This window comes from Paenibacillus pasadenensis (genome assembly GCF_002864175.1).
GTDB classification, from domain to species: Bacteria; Bacillota; Bacilli; order Paenibacillales; family Paenibacillaceae; genus Paenibacillus_O; species Paenibacillus_O pasadenensis.
Window position 1 is genome coordinate 280,219 of record NZ_NFEZ01000001.1, and the last position, 16,667, is coordinate 296,885.

Genomic DNA, 16,667 nt, shown 5'->3' on the forward strand with positions numbered 1-16,667 from the left:
GACGATTGGAAAAAGAAGCGTCCGTCCAAGCTCTTGCGAGCCGGAGCGGACGCTTCTTTTGCCATTAAGGCGAAGCCTTCCTAACTCTTCGTCAGTCCGACCAGCTCTTTCAGCACCTCATTGTGGAACCCGTCCATGCCGCGGAAAAACGCCACGTAATGCCGGCCGCCGCTTTCCCAGATGTAGTAGGTGTGGGTGCGGTCATCGTTGTAGCCTTTATCGAATCCATATGGATTTGTTGCGGAATTGCTGTCTTTCACGACTAATAAATCCATGCCGTGCAAGCTTATGCGGCTTGGGGGAATCAGCTTGTCCGCCTCGACGAGGGGGCCGCTGCCTTGATAGAAGGATACCGTATCGTTCCGATCGCCTATGGGGGCATTGGAAGGCGCGCGGTAGGTGCTTTCCAGAGAATCGCTCACAATTAGCGACGGATAGCTAATATTCCGTCCCCCCCGCTGGAGCATAACCGCATTATCAAGCGTCAGCTTCTCTGTCATGATCGTCTTCGGCAGCATTGGCTCGAAGCCGAGGATTTTTGTCGCAGCGTCCAGATCTTCGGTATCGTAAAGCGGAAATGGTTCGCCTGCTCCGCTGTAGTCCGTCGCCTTTACTTGATCCGGCCAGACGAACGAGCGGAGCACCTGATCACGCTGCGCGTCGCTGAGGTTCATCCAGTGCTGAGGCGTTCCTTCCTTCTGGCTATGGTTCTCGCTGAAATAATCGAGAGCGTACCAGACGTCTCCGTCCTTCCAAATGAATGTCTTGGCGTGCTCGGGAAGATGCCAGGCATAGTTCTGGACCTCCGTGACGAGCGTGCCTTGGATACCCGCGAATTCGGCCGGCTCGTGCCGGAACGCAATCGGCTCCGGTTTTCCCCACATCGCCGGAGCGTTCGTCCAAAATTCCTCGCCTGGCTGCACTCGATACGTCTCTCGCAGATCGTTAAGCGAGGCCTTAAGCTCGAACCTCGGAACGTAGCCCGCTGCAGGGCTCATGGAGACGAACCCGACGGTGACCCGGTCCTTTTCCTCTTCTCGGACGGCCTGGTCGACGTTTAAGTGGCTCATTTTATACCCCTGCGGCAGATCGTCCGGCACTTTAAAGTCAAAGTTCGTATGGACGCGCAGCCGATCCAGACTGGAAAACCATTTGAAGTCATCCATGTTGCGGGTGATGCCGAGAGATCCAGGCCCGCGGCTGTCACCCTTCGCCGAGGCCGTTTCGAGCGTCTTCGGCCCTTGAAGCGGGGCGGAGGCCATCATCAGCAGCACGGCGCTGGCGGCGAGCGCCAGTACGATGATCGGAAACGAAAGGCGATACGAGCCTTCGCGGAAGCGCGCGATCATGGCGATCCGCCGCTTCAGCTCACCGCGCTTCTGCGGGAACAGCGCGAACGGCAGTCCCGGCGCCGGGCGCGGGCCGGGGCGGCGGGCAAGCTGAAGCAGCGTCATGCCGTAGGAGGAGCCTTCCCGTTCGCCGAGCGCGTCCAGCACGCCGGCGTCGCAGGCGATCTCACGGTCGGCCTTCATGCTCCGCAGCGCCAGCCAGACGAACGGATTGAACCAGTAGATCGCGGCGACAGCGGCCCAGAGCGCGCCGACCCACACGTCCTTCCGCTTCACATGGATCAGCTCATGCAGCAGCACATGCGTCAGCTGCCGGGAATCGGCTTCGGCGGCGAAGCCTGCGGGCATGTAGACGGCAGGTCTCATCCAGCCATAGACGAAAGGACCCGCTCGCCCGGGCAGCTCGTACAGCCCGATGCGGCGCCGGATGTCGAGCCGCTGCCGACACGCTTCCAGGGCGAAAAGGACGGAAGCCTCCTGAACCGGTACGGCATGCTTCAAGATACGGCGGAAGCGCAGCGCGGCATAGAGGCCGGTGCCGCCCAGCGCGAGCATTCCTGCCAGCCAGACGAGCGCGCCTAACATCAGCCAGAGGCTGAGGGCGGAAGCAGCCGGATCCGGCGCTGCAGCAGCAGTCGGCTTGTCCGAATCCGTTGTGCTGATTGCGCTGGCCTCGGCGCCAGGAGCCGCCGGCTGAGCTGCTGCCGGGAGGCTGGCCGGACCCGATGCGGCCGACTTCGCAGGAGCTTCCGAGACGACGCTGGAAGCTTCCTGAACCAGCGCCGGGACGACCCGGAATAGATTGAACGGCGTTTCCGGCAGCGCCGGAACGAGCAGCTTGACGAGCACGAGCAGCCAGAGCAGCGGCATGACGCGCGGCAGCAGCCGCCCCTCGCGCCAGCGGCGGAGGAGCAGCACGAGCGCGATGAGCGCCGACGAGCCGATGGAGGCCTGGAGCAGCAGCAGGAAGATCGCCTCGAGCGCGCTCATGCGTCGCCGCCTTTCTTCTGCTTGTCCAGCAGCCGCTGCAGCTGCTCGATCTCTTGATCGGACAGCCTTTCTTCCTCCAGGAACTTGGCGCACATCATGCCGATCGCTCCGTCATAGACGCGGTTCAGGAACGAGCGGTTCTCCGATCTCAAGTACTCGTCGCGGGTGACGAGCGGATAGTAGAGATACGTGCGGCCGGACTTCTCGAAGCGGATCGCTTCTTTATTGAGCAGGCGGTTGAGAAAGGTCTTGATCGTCTGATCCGACCAATCCATCTGCCGCTGCAGGCGTTCGATGATCTCGCTGGCCGTGAGCGGCTCCTGCTCCCACAGCAGCTTCATCACCTCGCTCTCCGATTCGCTGATGCGGATGGGGGCGTTCATTCGGAATTCCTCCTTTTCCTTGAACATCTACACATGTAAACGATAGGTATAGATTACAGGTGTAAATGATGGAGGTCAAGAGAAATCTCGGAACGCGTGCGTGGAGCGGCGGGCAAGAGACGGGCTCAGGATGGAGGCTGGAACATTCTTCCGTCGACATCCGTCTATTCGGGAAGACCCCCATAAAAAGGAGACCCGACATGAAAAAGACTGCGCTCGCCGTTCTCGCGGCCGCCCTGTGGGCTGGCGCCGCGCTTGCTCCCGCCGATGCGGCGGACAGCGGAGCTCCGGCCTCGACGTCGCTGAAGCAGGCGTTCGACCGGACCGTCATCCTGCCCTACGACTTTCAACAGAAGGCGTTCATCCGCGGACAGAAGACGGACCTGTACCTCGACTACAAGCTCGTGCAGCGCGAAAGCCGCGTCTTCGTGCCGATCCGCCTGCTGAGCTACTTGGCGGGAGAAGCGAACCGCTCCGGCGGCATCTGGGAAACGATCTGGGACGCCAAGCGGCCGAATGAGGTCGTGCTGACAAATGCCGCGCTCAAGAGGACGATCCGCTTTGCCGTGGGCAGCCGGACGATGGAAGTGAACGGCAAAGCCGTCGCGATCGACGTCGCCCCGTACAAGGTGAACGGCACGATCCTGCTACCGCTGCGCAGCGCCTCGGACGCGCTGGAGAAGGAGATCCAATGGCTGGACGGGCTCATCCTCATCGGCGACGACAAGATCGATCCGAAGCTTGCCGATACGCGCTCTCTGATCGATCCGATCAAGCGGCAGCTGACGGACAAGCGTACGCGCGCCGAGGTGGAGAGCTCGACCGAATTGCTGGCAAGGTCGGGTAACACTTCGTACTACTACCGTTCGTTCTATACCGCCACGGCGACGTCCGAGCTGCTGTACAAGCAAAAAGACGGCGGCAAGCCGGTCCGGATCGAGCTGCCGGGCAAGCCGGTCCTCAGCCAGGCGAAAGCGGCGGATGGCAAGGTCTACTATCCGACGGTCATCAGCGGCAAGGCGGAGCTCCACGCGCTCGATCCGGCGACGGGCAAGGCGGCCAAAGCCGCCTCGCTGAGCGGCTGGAAGCCAAGCGACGGCTGGCTGGAGGCAGTGGTCAAGCTGGAGGGCCAGCTGCTGGTCAACCTGCATTCCGGCGATCTTACGATGGGCTCGGAGACGCTGTACCGGCTGGACGGCGGGACGCTCAAGGAGGTCGGAGGCGGCAAGAGCCTGATGGCCTATGCCCGCTCCGGCGACCGGCTGCTGTACACCAACTTTCACTTCATGACGATGCAGCCGGGCAACCTGAAGCAGGTTGATCTCAAGACCGGGAAGACTTCCTCCATCGGCGACAGCGCCTTCACCTACGGCATCAATCGGACGGTCTCAGGCGGCAGCGTCGGCCATGTCGGCAGCGACAAGCTGTACGTCAAGGACGGCAGCGCCTATGCGCTCGGCTATGAAGAGGCGGACCAGACGGCGACGAGCGCCGTCTACCGGATCCCGCTGGACGGCGGTACGCAGACGAGGCTGACTCCATCGGCCTCCGACTTCTGGCTGGAAGGCGCCTCCGTCTACTATGTGGACCGCGCGACCGGCAAGCTCGGCCAGGCCGGACTCGGCGGAGGCGCGAGCCGCATCGTCGTCGACCGTCCCGTCTTCGACGTCCGGCTGCATGGCGGCAGCCTGTACTACCGGGCGCAGCCGGTCGGGACCGGTCCGAGCGATCTGCATGCTCAGGCGGGCGATCTGTACCGCTACGATCTGGCGGCCGGGCGCGAGATCAAGCTGAGCGACAAGCCGGCCCATTCGTACGAGGTCGGACCGAAGGGCGTCTATTACGTCTCGGACGGCTATGAGCCGGGGCTGTACAAGGTCGGAGCCGACGGCAAAAGCACGGCGATCGTCCGCGACAATGTCGCTGCGACGCTGCTGACGGACAGCGGCATCGTCTATACGCTCACGTACAAAAGCGGCGTCTTCGCCGCCGGCGGTTGAGCGTAACATTTGTGCAGGGCGGCCTTCCTCGCGGGAGGGCCGCCTTTTTGCGCGTCAGCAGAACGATTGGAACTTATCGATTCCGTGTAAAAAGGGAATACAAAAGCGGAAGAGGTGATGCATCATGTCGGAAAAGCAGACGACCCATGAACAAGCGGTGGAGAAGGTGCGGGAGCTGATCGACGGCATCGAGACCGCGATGCTGACGACGATCGCGGAGGAAGGCCTTGTCTCGCGGCCGATGAAGACCCAGGAGATCGAGTTCGACGGCGACCTGTGGTTCGTTACGATGAAGGATACGGCGAAGTACGGGGAGCTGCGGCGCGATCCGCGGGTCAACGTCGCTTATGCGGGCAAGTCGTTCGTCTCGATCCGCGGCAAGGCGGAGTTCGTCGAGGATCTGGAGAAGAAGAAGGCGTTCTGGAACAAGGCGTACGAAAAGCTGCTCCATGCCTCCTACGACGACCCGAACGTCGTGCTCGTCAAGGTGAACGCCGAGGCGGCGGAGTATTGGGACACGGCGAATAAATTCGAGGCGGCCAAGCTCATGTTGCACCGGCTGACCGGCGCCGGCTCGGGCGACAGCAAGCTGAACGAGACGGTCGAGCTGCAATAGGCGGGGGTTCCGCCGCAGGACGAGCCCAGGAGCCGCTATTCAAGCGAGGCTTGAATAGCGGCTCTTTCGGCTGTCCGTCAGGCGGTCCGAAAAAGGAGGCCGCCCGAGGGCGAATGGCAGGCCCCGTCCCTCTTTTCGCAGCCGGGAAGGAAGCGCGAAGCGCCGGGTCGAACCCTTAGAGAGACCGAACATTTCAAGGCATCAGGGGGAGCTGAACCATGGACAAGATCCGGATGGCCGTCATCGGCCTGGGCAATATGGGCAAGGGCATGTCGCTGCGCACGCAGCCGAGGTTCGCGGAGCAATGCGAGCTGGTCGCGGCGAGCGAGCCGCGCGCGCAGACGCTGCGGGAGATCGGGGAGCAGCGGCCCGGAATCGCGCTGTACGAGGATTGGCGGCTCATGCTGGAGCGGGAGAAGCTCGACCTCGTCTACATCGCTGTCCCGCCGTCCCTGCATCGGGAGACGGCCGAGGCCGCGATGGCGAAGGGCATCCATGTCTTTTCCGAAAAGCCGCTGGCGAGCAGCCTCGAGGAGGCGGAGCGGATGCGCGCGGCTGCGGAGGCGGCCGGCGTCGTGAATGCCGTTCATTTCTCCTTCCCGCAGGACCCGGCCGTGAGGGAAATGCGCCGCCTGCTGCTGGAGGAGCGGACCGTCGGAGAGATCGAGAGCATGGAGCTCATCCTGGAGTTCCCGCAGTGGCCGCGCGCCTGGCAGCAGAACGATTGGATCACGACGCGCGCGGAAGGAGGCTTCCTGCTCGAGGTCGGCATCCACTGGATCCACATGATCCAGCAGCTGTTCGGCGACATCGTCGGGGTGCGCAGCCAGGTCGACTACGGCGACGGAGCGGAGGCGAGCGAGACGCAGGCCGAGGCGGAGCTGACGCTGGCGGACGGCAAGCGGATCCGGCTGACCGGGCGCACGCGCGGCGTAGCGGAGGAGCGGGTGTCGATGGTGATTCGCGGCCGAGACGGCGTCGTCGCGCTGGAGAACTGGCGGCAGCTGCTCGTCGGACGGGACGAGGCCTCGCTCGAGCCGGTGGAGGTCGCCGAGGACGAAGGACCGCTGCCGATGCTGAAGCAGGTGCTGCGCCGCATCCGCGGCGAAGAGGCGATCGTGTACGACTTCGCCGACGGGGTCAAGGCTCAGGCTGTGCTGGAGGCGCTGCATGACCCGGCTTATCGGGACGGCAAGGAGCTGCGCTAGAGCTCAGGCGCTCTACGCGCGGAAAAACCTCGCGAAGCGCTCGCCGCGCTAGCGCCCAGGCGCCCTACGCGCGGAAAAACCGCGTGTAGCGCTCGCTGCGCTAGCGCCCAGGCGCCCTACGCGCGGAAAAACCGCGCGAAGCGCTCGCCGCGCTAGCGCCCAGGCGCCCTACGCGCGGAAAAACCGCGCGAAGCGCACGCTGCGCTAGCGCCCAGGCGCCCTACGCGCGGAAAAACCGCGCGAAGCGCACGCTGCGCTAGCGCCCAGGCGCCCTACGCGCGGAAAAACCGCGTGTAGCGCACGCTGCGCTAGCGCCCAGGCGCCCTACGCGCGGAAAAACCGCGCGAAGCGCACGCCGCGCTAGCGCCCAGGCGCCCTACGCGCGGAAAAACCGCGTGTAGCGCACGCCGCGCTAGCGCCCAGGCGCCCTACGCGCGGAAAAACCTCGCGAAGCGCTCGCCGCGCTAGCGCCCAGGCGCCCTACGCGCGGAAAAACCGCGCGAAGCGCTCGCTGCGCTAGCGCCCAGGCGCCCTACGCGCGGAAAAACCGCGTGTAGCGCACGCCGCCCGCGACACCAATACAAAAAAGCTGCCCGGATCATCCGGGCAGCACGGCCGTCCCCGGCGTGATATGCTCCCCTTTAGGTAGACAGGTGAAATAATAAAAACCTGTTTATCAAGGGGAGTTTTTTCATGTCTCAAATAAATGAGTACTGCGGAGAAGAGAAATTGGCCATTCTGAAGGAGTATGAAGCAGGACGGGGATCACGAAGAGACATCGCTTGTAAATATAACATTAACGTCAGTACGTTGAAGGAATGGCGACGTCGTTATGAACTGTACGGATTCGAAGGGTTAGCATGGCGTGCAGAGAATAAGAGCTACTCAGTGGAACTTAAACTTCAGGCTGTTCAAGATTATCTATCTGGAAAGTACTCACAGAATGAAATCATAAGGAAGTACCATATGGCAAGCCGTACACAGCTCCGAAACTGGATTAAGAAGTATAATAGTCATAGCGGTCTAAGACCGTATAAGAACGGGGGCGGAGCCGCTATGACAAAGGGACGGACAACGACTTGGGAAGAACGAATGGACATTGTAATCTATTGCTTATCGCAAAATCGAAACTATCAAAAAGCAGTAGAGAAATATCACGTTTCTTATCAGCAAGTTTACGGATGGGTAAAGAAGTACGAAGCAGATGGCGAGAACGCTTTGCGAGACGGCAGAGGGCGCACAAAGGCACCTGAAGAGTTATCTGAGGTCGACCAGCAAAAGCTCGCCATGAAGAAACTGGAGTACGAGGTTGAGCGGCTTCGGGCGGAGAATTCTTTCTTAAAAAAGTTACAGGAGTTTCAAGGGAGGCGTCGCTAAGCGGACATCGACAGGAAAACATTTATCTCGCTATCCAAGCCGTGCAGCAGGCAGAAGCGCTTAGCATACAGCTACTGTGCAAGGTGGCGGAGATTCCAAGGTCAAGCTACTACAAGTGGCTCAGTCACAAGCCTAGCCAACGACAGTTGGAGAACCAGGAGCTTACGGCGGTCATGATGACGTTATATGAAAAGGTTGAAGGCACCTTCGGTTACCGTCAATTAACGCTGCATATGCGTCGACAAACGGAGAAGCGGATTAACCACAAACGCGTGTATCGTCTGATGAAGATAAAAGGGATTCAGTCCGTCATTCGCAGGAAGAAAAAGAAATATGAACGTTCTACACCGCAGCACGTAGCTGAGAACGTATTAAACCGTGCGTTTCAAGCGGAAGCACCGAACGAAAAGTGGCTAACGGATGTCACTGAATTTAAATATGGCAACGGTCAGAAGGCCTATTTAAGCGCCATTCTCGACCTTCATGATAAATCGATTGTTTCTTATGTACTGGGACATTCCAATAATAATCCGCTCGTGTTTAAAACATTGAAGTTGGCGCTAAAGGCAGCGCCAAGAAGCAAAGCGCTCCTTCATAGCGACCGGGGCTTCCAGTACACGTCTTCGAGTTTTAAGAAAATGTTGGATAAGGCTAAGCTGAAGCAGAGCATGTCCCGGGTCGGACGTTGTATTGATAACGGTCCTATGGAATCTTTTTGGGGAACGTTGAAATGTGAGAAGTACTACTTGCATAAATACCAAACTTTTGAGCAGCTAAAGAACGATATTGATGATTACATCCACTTTTACAATTACGAACGATTGCAGAAAAAACTAAACGGCCTCAGTCCCATTGAATTTAGGGCTAAGGCCGCTTCATAGATCTTTATTTTTTGTACTGTCTACTTGACGGGGTGCAGTTCAGCGAGGGGGCGGCTTTTTTCTTTTGCCTGCGTCAAAAATCTACGCCTGCGCCGGCACCTGCGCCGGCTGCTCCGGAGCCTTGTGCCTGGCGATCGGCAGCATCGCCAGCGCGCCGAGCAGGAACAGCAGGCCCGAGCCGCTGTAGATGGCGACGAGCGGGAACGCGCTCTTCAGCACGCCGGCCAGCGACATCGACACGACCATCATGCCGATGAACAGCGGGTTGAGCACGCCGTTCACCCGCCCGACGATCGACGGCTGCGACCAGGTCAGGATCATCGTGCTGATGCCGATGTGGATGCACGGGAAGGCGAGGCCGTTGATGAACTGGGTGACGAGCGTCACCGGCACGCTCGTCGAGAAGCCGACGATGACCGTGCACACCGCGCTGAACAGCATGCCGGTGGCCAGCAGCAGCTGCGGAGGGATGCGCTTCGCGAACGCGGCGACGACGCCTCCGCCGATCAGCATCGCGACGCCGCTGACGACGAGCAGGTACTGGAGGAACTCTTTGTCCTGGCCGAGCCGCTCCGTCACGATGAACAGGTTGAGCGCCTGCGCCAGGCCGACGGCCAGGCCGGCGAGCAGGAAGGCGATGCCGAGCGTCCGCAGCACCGTGCTGCGCCAGACGTAGCGGAAGCCCTCGGCGAGCTCGCTCCAGAACTGTCCGCTCGCTCCGGCCTCGCGCGGCTGCACGAGATCCTTGGGCAGGCGGACGAGCACGAGCGCCGACAGCAGGAACGCCGTGCCCATGACGGCGATCGACGTCTCCAGGCCGAAGCGGCTGTAGACGAACGTGCCGAGCATCGGGCCGAGCACCATGAACGTCGCTTGCAGCGACTGGAACAGCGCCATGCCTTGCTGCATCTGGCTTTCCGGGACATGCTGCTTGAACAGACGCATGCCGGACGGCTGGGAAAACTGGGACAGGATGGCGGAGATGAAGGCGACCAGATAGATCGATTCCCAGCTGCCGTAATGGACGGCCAGCAGCACGACGAAGACGGATACGGCCGAGAGCAGGTCGCACCAGACCATCGTCCGCTTGGGCCGCCAGCGGTCGGCGAACGTGCCTCCGATGAACGAGAAGATGAAGATCGGGGCGAACTCGGCTACGCTGATGAGCGAGATGGCGATCGGATCGTCGTTGGTCTTTTCGGCGACGTAGAGCAGGATGGCGAAGTTGCGCACCCAGATGCCGATTTGCAGCGTCATGCTCGAGAGCAGGATCGTCTGCAGGAACCGGTTGCGGAAAAGGCTCGGCGAAGATGGTAGGTTCGTGGATGGAGCATCCATGGAATCAGCCCCTTTATGGATAGGAATGGGAAGAGGACGGCATGCGCCGGAGTCGATGCGAACCTCCGTTTCCCAGTATAACCTTATCGGGACTTCGCCTTTCAGGGGTAAAACATTTTTACCCAAACTATACCAGAAATGAAAAAAGGCGAGCTCATGGCGGGCTCGCCCGGCTGCATGCCGGAGCGCATCCTTGCGTCTGGTTCAGGTGCTCATCTCCCTGCTTGCGGAAGCTTGATCCATCATGCCTCCAGAGCGGCATTCTTTTAAAAACATTTATATGGAATATTTTTAAAAAAAACCGTAGATTAGGATAGGTTGGTGATTCGTAGAGGAGAGGCAGGACAGGGCGATGAAAAGAATAGTCACGAAGGGGTTAAGCGCATTCCTAGCGGCGGCAGTCCTATTGTCGGGAGGGGTTTCAGGACTCGGGGCAGCCGGCACGGCGCATGCCGAGAAAGCTCCGCAGGCAGAGGCATTGAAGCAGATCGGAACGATCCCGCTGGCAAACGAGCTGACGGACTGGGACTTGGACGAAGCGAGCGGAAAGCTGTATGCGGTCTCCAAGTCGACCAACACCTTGACCATTGTGGATACGGCCACGCAGAAGGTGGAAAAGGAGCTGACGGTCGGCTCCATGCCGTCGGATCTGGAGCGGTACGGCAACGAGCTGTATATCGCCTCCTCCGGAGCGACATCGATTCGGGTCGTAGACATGACGACGCAAACGCTCGCTTCGGTCATTGAAACGACGTACAGCCCTCTGCAGCTGGCTGTAACGTCGCAATATATATTCTATACAAGCGGCGGCTCGTGGAATACGGTCTATAAGCAGGACCGTTCCACGGGGGTTACGACCCGATTTGCAGAGTCGGTCTCCGACGCGGTCCTGAAGGCGGATGAGAGCCGTCGTCTGCTGTACATCGGCGAGACGGGGAGTACAGGCTCCAACCTGTCGTCCTATGAGTACGACACCGGAAGGAAGAGGAGCGAATCCACCTACAGAGGAGGGTATGGATTCGAGTTTCCAGCTCCGTACATCGGTCTTGACGGGGATGACGTCTTCTATGCAGGCTCGCGTCTGGATGCGCTCGACTTGACGTGGATCAAAGGCATGTACCCGAGATCAGGCAGCTACTCGTATCTGATGTCCAAGCTGTTGGACCAGAAAGGAGAGCTGATCCTGACCCAGCAAGGCCTGTACAGCCGGGATCGCTATCTGCAGCTGGCCGGATTCCCTGGAGACGTTTTCGCCGAGGCGGAGCGCGGACAGATCGGGGACGGCAGGATCTACGTGCAGAAAGGCCGGTGGGATGCCAAGAAAATTGAAGTCTACGAGCTGCCGGAGAAGCTGATGCAGCCTGAATTCAAGCTGCAGGCGGCATCCGGCTTCCACGCCGTGCCGAACGCCCCGCTGTCAAGCATCGTCTCGGACGAGACTTATCTCTATGGCGTGTCGAAGGACACAAACGAAGTCGTCAAGCTTTTGAAAAGCGACCTGTCGCTCGTGGAGAAGGCTTACGTCGGCTCCCAGCCCGCTCATCTGGAGCTGCAGGCCGGAAAGCTTTATGTGGCCTTCCATGGGGAAACCGCGATCGGCATCCTCGATGCATCTGCTCTTGGGAGCGGAGTGCAGCGGATCCGGACGTCGTCCAATCCGCAGCGGCTGCTTCCCGCAGGCTCCAAGCTTTTCTACTGGGGCGAGGAAATGAATGGAGAATTGCGCCTTGCAGGCAGCGGAACGAATCAGCCCGTCTTCGCCTATCCGAGCAATCCGTCCCAAGGCCAAGCGGTCTACGATGCGGCAAGCGGCAGCCTGTACGTCGCTACTTACAGCAAGATCAGCCGCTATGATGCAGCCACCCTGCAGGAGGTCTCCTCGACCTCCGTTGCTTTCTCCTCGGGCGACGGTCCCGTCCTGCAGGATGGGACGAGCCTCTATCTGGGCAACGTCAGGCGGAGCAAGAGCTCTCCTGCCCAGATTCTCGGAACCTATCCCGAACGGCCGCTTGCCGTGGGCAAGGAATTCGTCATCGGAAGAAAAGCGGTCTACGGCCGTGATTCGTACGCCAAGATCGCCGACCTGCCGTTCGAAGCCAAGGAAGCGCATGTCACTGCGGACGGAACGATCGTGCTGGCCACGGACAGCCGGACGTATCGGTTCGCGAATCTGGACGGGCTGGAAGAGTACGTCCAGACGATGCTCATGCCGAGCGATGTGCAGCTGGAGTACGGCTATTCCGACCCGACCGCATTCCAAGGCAAGCTGTATTTGACTCCTGGAAGAGATTCCGAGCTGGTGAGGGGCTATGCGGCGGAGCTGAGGGATGCATCCGGCAACACGCTGTCCTCCAACCTGTCGCTCTACTCGGAGGTCAAGCTGGAGGACGGCACGGTCGTCCTCAAGGCCAGCGTCCATGATGCTCCTGCTCAAGCGGTCTCCCTGGCCGTGTGGCCCCGCACGGACAACTATGACTGGAAGCCGCGCAAGCCGGTCGTGCTGCCTTTCTGGAATTTCCCTGGGGCATTCGCCAAGGAGTTCTCGCTGGCGGAGCTGCCGGCAAAGGACGGGGAGCTGGAAGGCACGTTGACTTGGAAGCCTGGCGTGGAAAGAACCGCCATGACTTACAAGCTGTACTGGATGGGAGAGGACGATCTGCTCGGCGAGGCGATCGCTTCCGTTCCGGGAGGCAAAGCCTCCTATAGCCTGAAAGTCGGCCCTGTGCGGATTCCGGACAAGGCGGTCGGCCTGGCTCTGGTCCAGAGCGGCGCGGATGGCGAGGCGCCTTTATATCAGTACCTCGTCCTGAGTCGTTTTGAAAGCTCGCCGCCAGACGCGCGCGATATCTCTTTGTACAAGTATCTGTACGCGAGCGACCGGGTAGAGGTCAGGAATCTGGCGGCCGGCGACATGATCCGCGTCTATCATTCGAATTACGCGCTCCTTGCCTCCGGCAAGCCCTCCTCGGGAAGCAGCTCCGTTTCTTTGGATACAGGCGACATGGGATCGCCAGGAGGCACGGTCTTCATTACGCGGACGAGCCAAGGCAAGCTGGAAAGCGAGCCTGTCGCCATGACCATTCCGGCGATGATCATAGATACCCCTGGCGGCGGCGTCAAGCCGACTGCGCCCCCGGCCGGCGGAGGCGGGGGCGGAGGCGGAGGCGGAGGCGGCATGATCGGCGGCGGCGGAGCGCCGGCGCCGAGTCCTACGCCAGCGCCGGCGAAGCTCGATGTCAAGGAAGAGACCGACGCGAATGGAGTCGTGACGGCGGTCATCGGCTTGAATGCGGCCTATGCGGCCGGCCAGCTCGCAGGGTCATCGGACGTCCGGGCCAAGAGCGAAAGCAAAGCCGGACAAATTGTTTTCCAAATCGAATCGGGAGCGGTCCAATCGGCCGCGCAGAAAAACGGCCGCCTGATTCTGGAAACATCGGTCGGAACCTGGACCGTTCCTGCCTCAGCCCTAGCCTCGAACATGCCGGAAGCGAGCTCGCTGCGGCTGTCCATTTTCGTCCAGGATGCCTCGCTTGGCGCGGAGCTGCGCACATCCAATAAAGGCGCGATGCTAGGCTCTGTCGTCAAATTCGATCTGGCGGCAGTTCAGAAAGACGGGTCCGTCCAGGACTTGAACGACTATGGGCAGTACGTGGGGCATGCCATCCTCGTTTCCGGCAGCATGCCTGCTTCTCAGATCGGAGGCTACCGGCTCAACCCGGAAACGAACCGGTTCGAACCGGTTCCCGTACGAGTCGACTCCGCTGCAGGCGGTGCGAACGTCACGATGTACAGCCTGAAGGACGGATTGTTCGCGGTCGTCAAGAAAGCGTCGTCCTTCAAGGATGCGACGGGAAATGCGGCGTACGACTCCAGCATCCTGACGCTGACTGCGCGCGGCGTCTTGAACGGCTATTCGGACGGGACGTTCCGGCCGGACGGCAAGGTGACGCGGGCCGAATTCGCCGTCATGCTGAGCAAGGCGCTGGGCTTGTCGCCGTCCGCGAGCGGCGAAGCGGCGGCGGCCTTCAAGGATGTCGCTGCAGGAAGCTGGTACAGCGATGCCGTCAAGCTGGTCGCAAAGGCAGGCATCATCAACGGATACAGCGACGGCGCGTTCAAGCCGAACCAGACTATCACGCATCAGGAAATGATGGTCATGCTTGTCAAAGCGATGCAGTTCAGCGGCTACAAGCCCATGTCCGTTGACATGATCGCCACGCCGAGCCTCTCGGCATGGGCTGTAGAGTCCTATCGCCAGGCGATCGGCTCGAAATTGATCGGAACCGCGAACGACCCGTTCCATTTCGAAAGGAACGCATCAAGCAGCCGCAAAGAGAGCGCCTTGCTGCTTCAGCGTCTGCTGGGAGAAATTCTCTTCCAGTCCTGATCCTCTCCGGAAGCTGCAGCACGAAGGGCCTTCTTCCACCGTTCCTGGTGGGAGAAGGCCCTTTTTTCGTCATCCGCCCAGCTGCATATAAAAGCTCGTCTCCGCGCCCGGGACGCTTTTCGCGTACAGGCGCCCTTTGTGCTGCTCGACGATCGAGCGCGCGATGGCGAGGCCGAGGCCGTACCCGCCCTGCTTGCGGGAGCGCGAGGCGTCGACGCGGTAGAAGCGGTCGAAGATGCGCTCCAGATGCTCCTCGGGGATGCCCTCGCCGGTGTTCGTCACCTGCAGCAGGCAATGATGATGCTGCTTCTTGAGCGAGATCGCGATCCGTCCTTGCGGGCCGGCGTACTTGATCGCGTTGTCGAGCAGGATGAGCACGACCTGGCGGATCTGCTCGGCGCTGCCGACGGCGGTCAGCCCCGGCTCGATGTCATAGTCCAGCTCCAGCCGCCGCTCGTAGACGACGGCTTCCATCGTCAGGATGACGCTCTCCACCGTATCGCTCAGGTCGAACGGCACCTGCAGCGGCTGCTCGCGCGCGTCCTCCATTTCCGTCAGGTAAAGGAGGTCGGTCGTGAGCCTCTTCATGCGCTCGGTCTCCGACTTGATGCGCTGCAGCCACTTGGCCTGGCTGTCGATCGTCTCGGAGCCGCTCGCCAGCAGCACGTCCGCGTTCGTGTTGATGACCGCGAGCGGCGTCTTGAGCTCATGCGAGGCGTCGGCGATGAAGCGCCGCTGCTTCTCGAACGCCTCCCGCACCGGCTCGATCGAGCGCCCGGCGAAATAGCGGCTGGCGAGGAAGATGGCGGCGAACATGACGAGCGCGACGGCGGTGAACGTGTAGATTAGATTCGTCAGGATCGTCTGCTGCGCGCTCACGTCGAGATAGACGATGGAGTAGCCTGCGCCGTCCGGGCGCTGCTGCACGCTGTACGCCCAGCGGGTCCCGTCGAGGGTGAAGCGGCCGATTTCGACCGGGCTTGCGACCGCTTCGTCCTTGGCCTGCTCGTAAAAGTCGTCCTCCATGTCGAAGCGGGTCGACTTGGAGAGCAGGTTCCACTCGCTGTCGGTGTGCAGCGCGAACGAGACGGAGCGCTCCGGCGGCGGCTCCATGCGTCCGCCGGGCTGGAACGGCCGGAAGCCGTCGCCTTTTCCCCCGTCCTGATGCGGCCCGGCGCCTGGCCCGCCCAGATCGTTGCGGTAATAGTCCGCCACGCGCAGCAGCTCCAGGCGGATGTCCTGGTTGATGTTCTGCACGGTGATGCCGTAGATCGCGCCGAAGGCGGCGAGCATGAGGATCGAGAACAGGCCCAGGTTCAGCAGCAGGAACCGGTTGCGCAGCCGCTGGAACATCATGTCCCCTCCTCCAGCACGTAGCCGACGCCGCGGATCGTGGCGATGCGCGCCTTCGCCTTGAGGAAGGCCAGCTTCTTGCGCAGGAAGCTGACGTATACCTCGACGTTGTTCGGCTCTGCGTCGGAGTCGAAGCCCCACAGCTTCTCGATGATCTGCTCCTTGCTCGTGACCGCCGCGCGGCGCGTCATGAGCAGCTCCAGCAGCTCGCTTTCCTTCAAGATCAGCTTGAGCTCCTTGCCCCCGCAGCTCAGCTTGAGCGTCTGCGGGCTCAGCTCGATGTCGCCGAAGCGCAGCCCCTCCTCCGGCAAAACCTCGCCCTTGCGCCTCAGCGCCGCGCGGATGCGCGCGAGCAGCTCGCCGGTATCGAACGGCTTGGCGATATAGTCGTCGGCTCCCGTATCGAGGCCGGCGATCTTGTCGGCCGTCTCGCCCTTGGCCGTCAGCAGGATGACCGGCGTCGCGACGCCTTCGGCGCGGAGCGCCCGCAGCGCCGAGATTCCGTCGCGCTCCGGCAGCATGATGTCCAGCAGCACGAGATCGTAGATGCCGCTGAGCGCGTGGTCGAGACCTTCCTCGCCGTCATGCGCCAGATCGACCGAATAATGATGCTTGCGCAGCACCTGGGCGAGCGCTTCGGCGAGATTCGTCTCGTCCTCCACGATCAGAATCCTCATCGCAATCCCTCCTATCGCCTGCGGACCCGGACGCTCCCGGTCCCGCTTCGTTTCTCTTGTTCCCTTGCGCTTATTTTAAGAAGCGAACCTTTAGCCAACCTTAACCGG

Annotated in this window: 10 protein-coding genes; 5 read left to right on the forward strand and 5 right to left on the reverse strand. The window is 61.1% G+C overall.

The features are described 5' to 3' along the window. Nucleotides 1-80: 80 nt before the first annotated feature. Nucleotides 81-2,339, reverse strand: a complete 2,259-nt coding sequence (locus B8V81_RS01335; RefSeq protein WP_101807518.1) for a M56 family metallopeptidase — start codon at nucleotides 2,337-2,339, stop codon at nucleotides 81-83. Beyond that, nucleotides 2,336-2,722, reverse strand: a complete 387-nt coding sequence (locus B8V81_RS01340) for a BlaI/MecI/CopY family transcriptional regulator (RefSeq protein ID WP_028600181.1) — start codon at nucleotides 2,720-2,722, stop codon at nucleotides 2,336-2,338. The genes B8V81_RS01335 and B8V81_RS01340 overlap by 4 nt, the downstream gene beginning before the upstream one ends. A 200-nt stretch (nucleotides 2,723-2,922) precedes the next feature. Between B8V81_RS01340 and B8V81_RS01345 the strand changes: the two genes are divergently transcribed. The 4 genes from B8V81_RS01345 (at nucleotide 2,923) to B8V81_RS01360 (ending at nucleotide 8,804) form a co-directional block, all read left to right on the forward strand. Continuing rightward, the gene (locus B8V81_RS01345; RefSeq protein ID WP_180968348.1) at nucleotides 2,923-4,722 is read left to right on the forward strand and encodes a stalk domain-containing protein; all 1,800 of its coding nucleotides are present in this window, start codon (nucleotides 2,923-2,925) and stop codon (nucleotides 4,720-4,722) included. A gap of 124 nt (nucleotides 4,723-4,846) precedes the next feature. Next, on the forward strand, nucleotides 4,847-5,338 hold the full coding sequence (locus B8V81_RS01350) for a pyridoxamine 5'-phosphate oxidase family protein (protein WP_028600183.1): 492 nt from the start codon (nucleotides 4,847-4,849) through the stop codon (nucleotides 5,336-5,338). Between the two features lie 218 nt (nucleotides 5,339-5,556). Then, on the forward strand, nucleotides 5,557-6,546 hold the full coding sequence (locus B8V81_RS01355; protein WP_028600184.1) for a Gfo/Idh/MocA family protein: 990 nt from the start codon (nucleotides 5,557-5,559) through the stop codon (nucleotides 6,544-6,546). Between the two features lie 693 nt (nucleotides 6,547-7,239). Next, a protein-coding gene (locus B8V81_RS01360; RefSeq protein ID WP_101807520.1) for an IS3 family transposase occupies nucleotides 7,240-8,804 on the forward strand; the annotation gives its coding sequence in 2 pieces (ribosomal slippage) (nucleotides 7,240-7,876 and nucleotides 7,876-8,804; 1,566 coding nt in all). Nucleotides 8,805-8,885: 81 nt separating this feature from the next. On the opposite strand, the gene B8V81_RS01365 is transcribed toward B8V81_RS01360, so the two are convergent. Beyond that, entirely contained in the window at nucleotides 8,886-10,142 is a 1,257-nt protein-coding gene (locus tag B8V81_RS01365) for an MFS transporter (protein ID WP_028600185.1), read from the reverse strand. Between the two features lie 478 nt (nucleotides 10,143-10,620). Between B8V81_RS01365 and B8V81_RS01370 the strand changes: the two genes are divergently transcribed. Next, nucleotides 10,621-14,529: an S-layer homology domain-containing protein gene (locus B8V81_RS01370; RefSeq protein ID WP_146000433.1), complete on the forward strand. Its 3,909-nt coding sequence runs from the start codon at nucleotides 10,621-10,623 to the stop codon at nucleotides 14,527-14,529. Nucleotides 14,530-14,598: 69 nt separating this feature from the next. Here the strand turns inward: B8V81_RS01370 and B8V81_RS01375 are convergent, their stop codons facing one another. After that, nucleotides 14,599-15,885, reverse strand: a complete 1,287-nt coding sequence (locus B8V81_RS01375) for a sensor histidine kinase (RefSeq protein ID WP_323744210.1) — start codon at nucleotides 15,883-15,885, stop codon at nucleotides 14,599-14,601. After that, a complete protein-coding gene (locus B8V81_RS01380) occupies nucleotides 15,882-16,559 on the reverse strand; it encodes a response regulator transcription factor (protein ID WP_028600188.1) in 678 nt (225 codons plus the stop codon). Before B8V81_RS01380 ends, B8V81_RS01375 begins: the two co-directional genes overlap by 4 nt. Nucleotides 16,560-16,667: the final 108 nt, after the last annotated feature.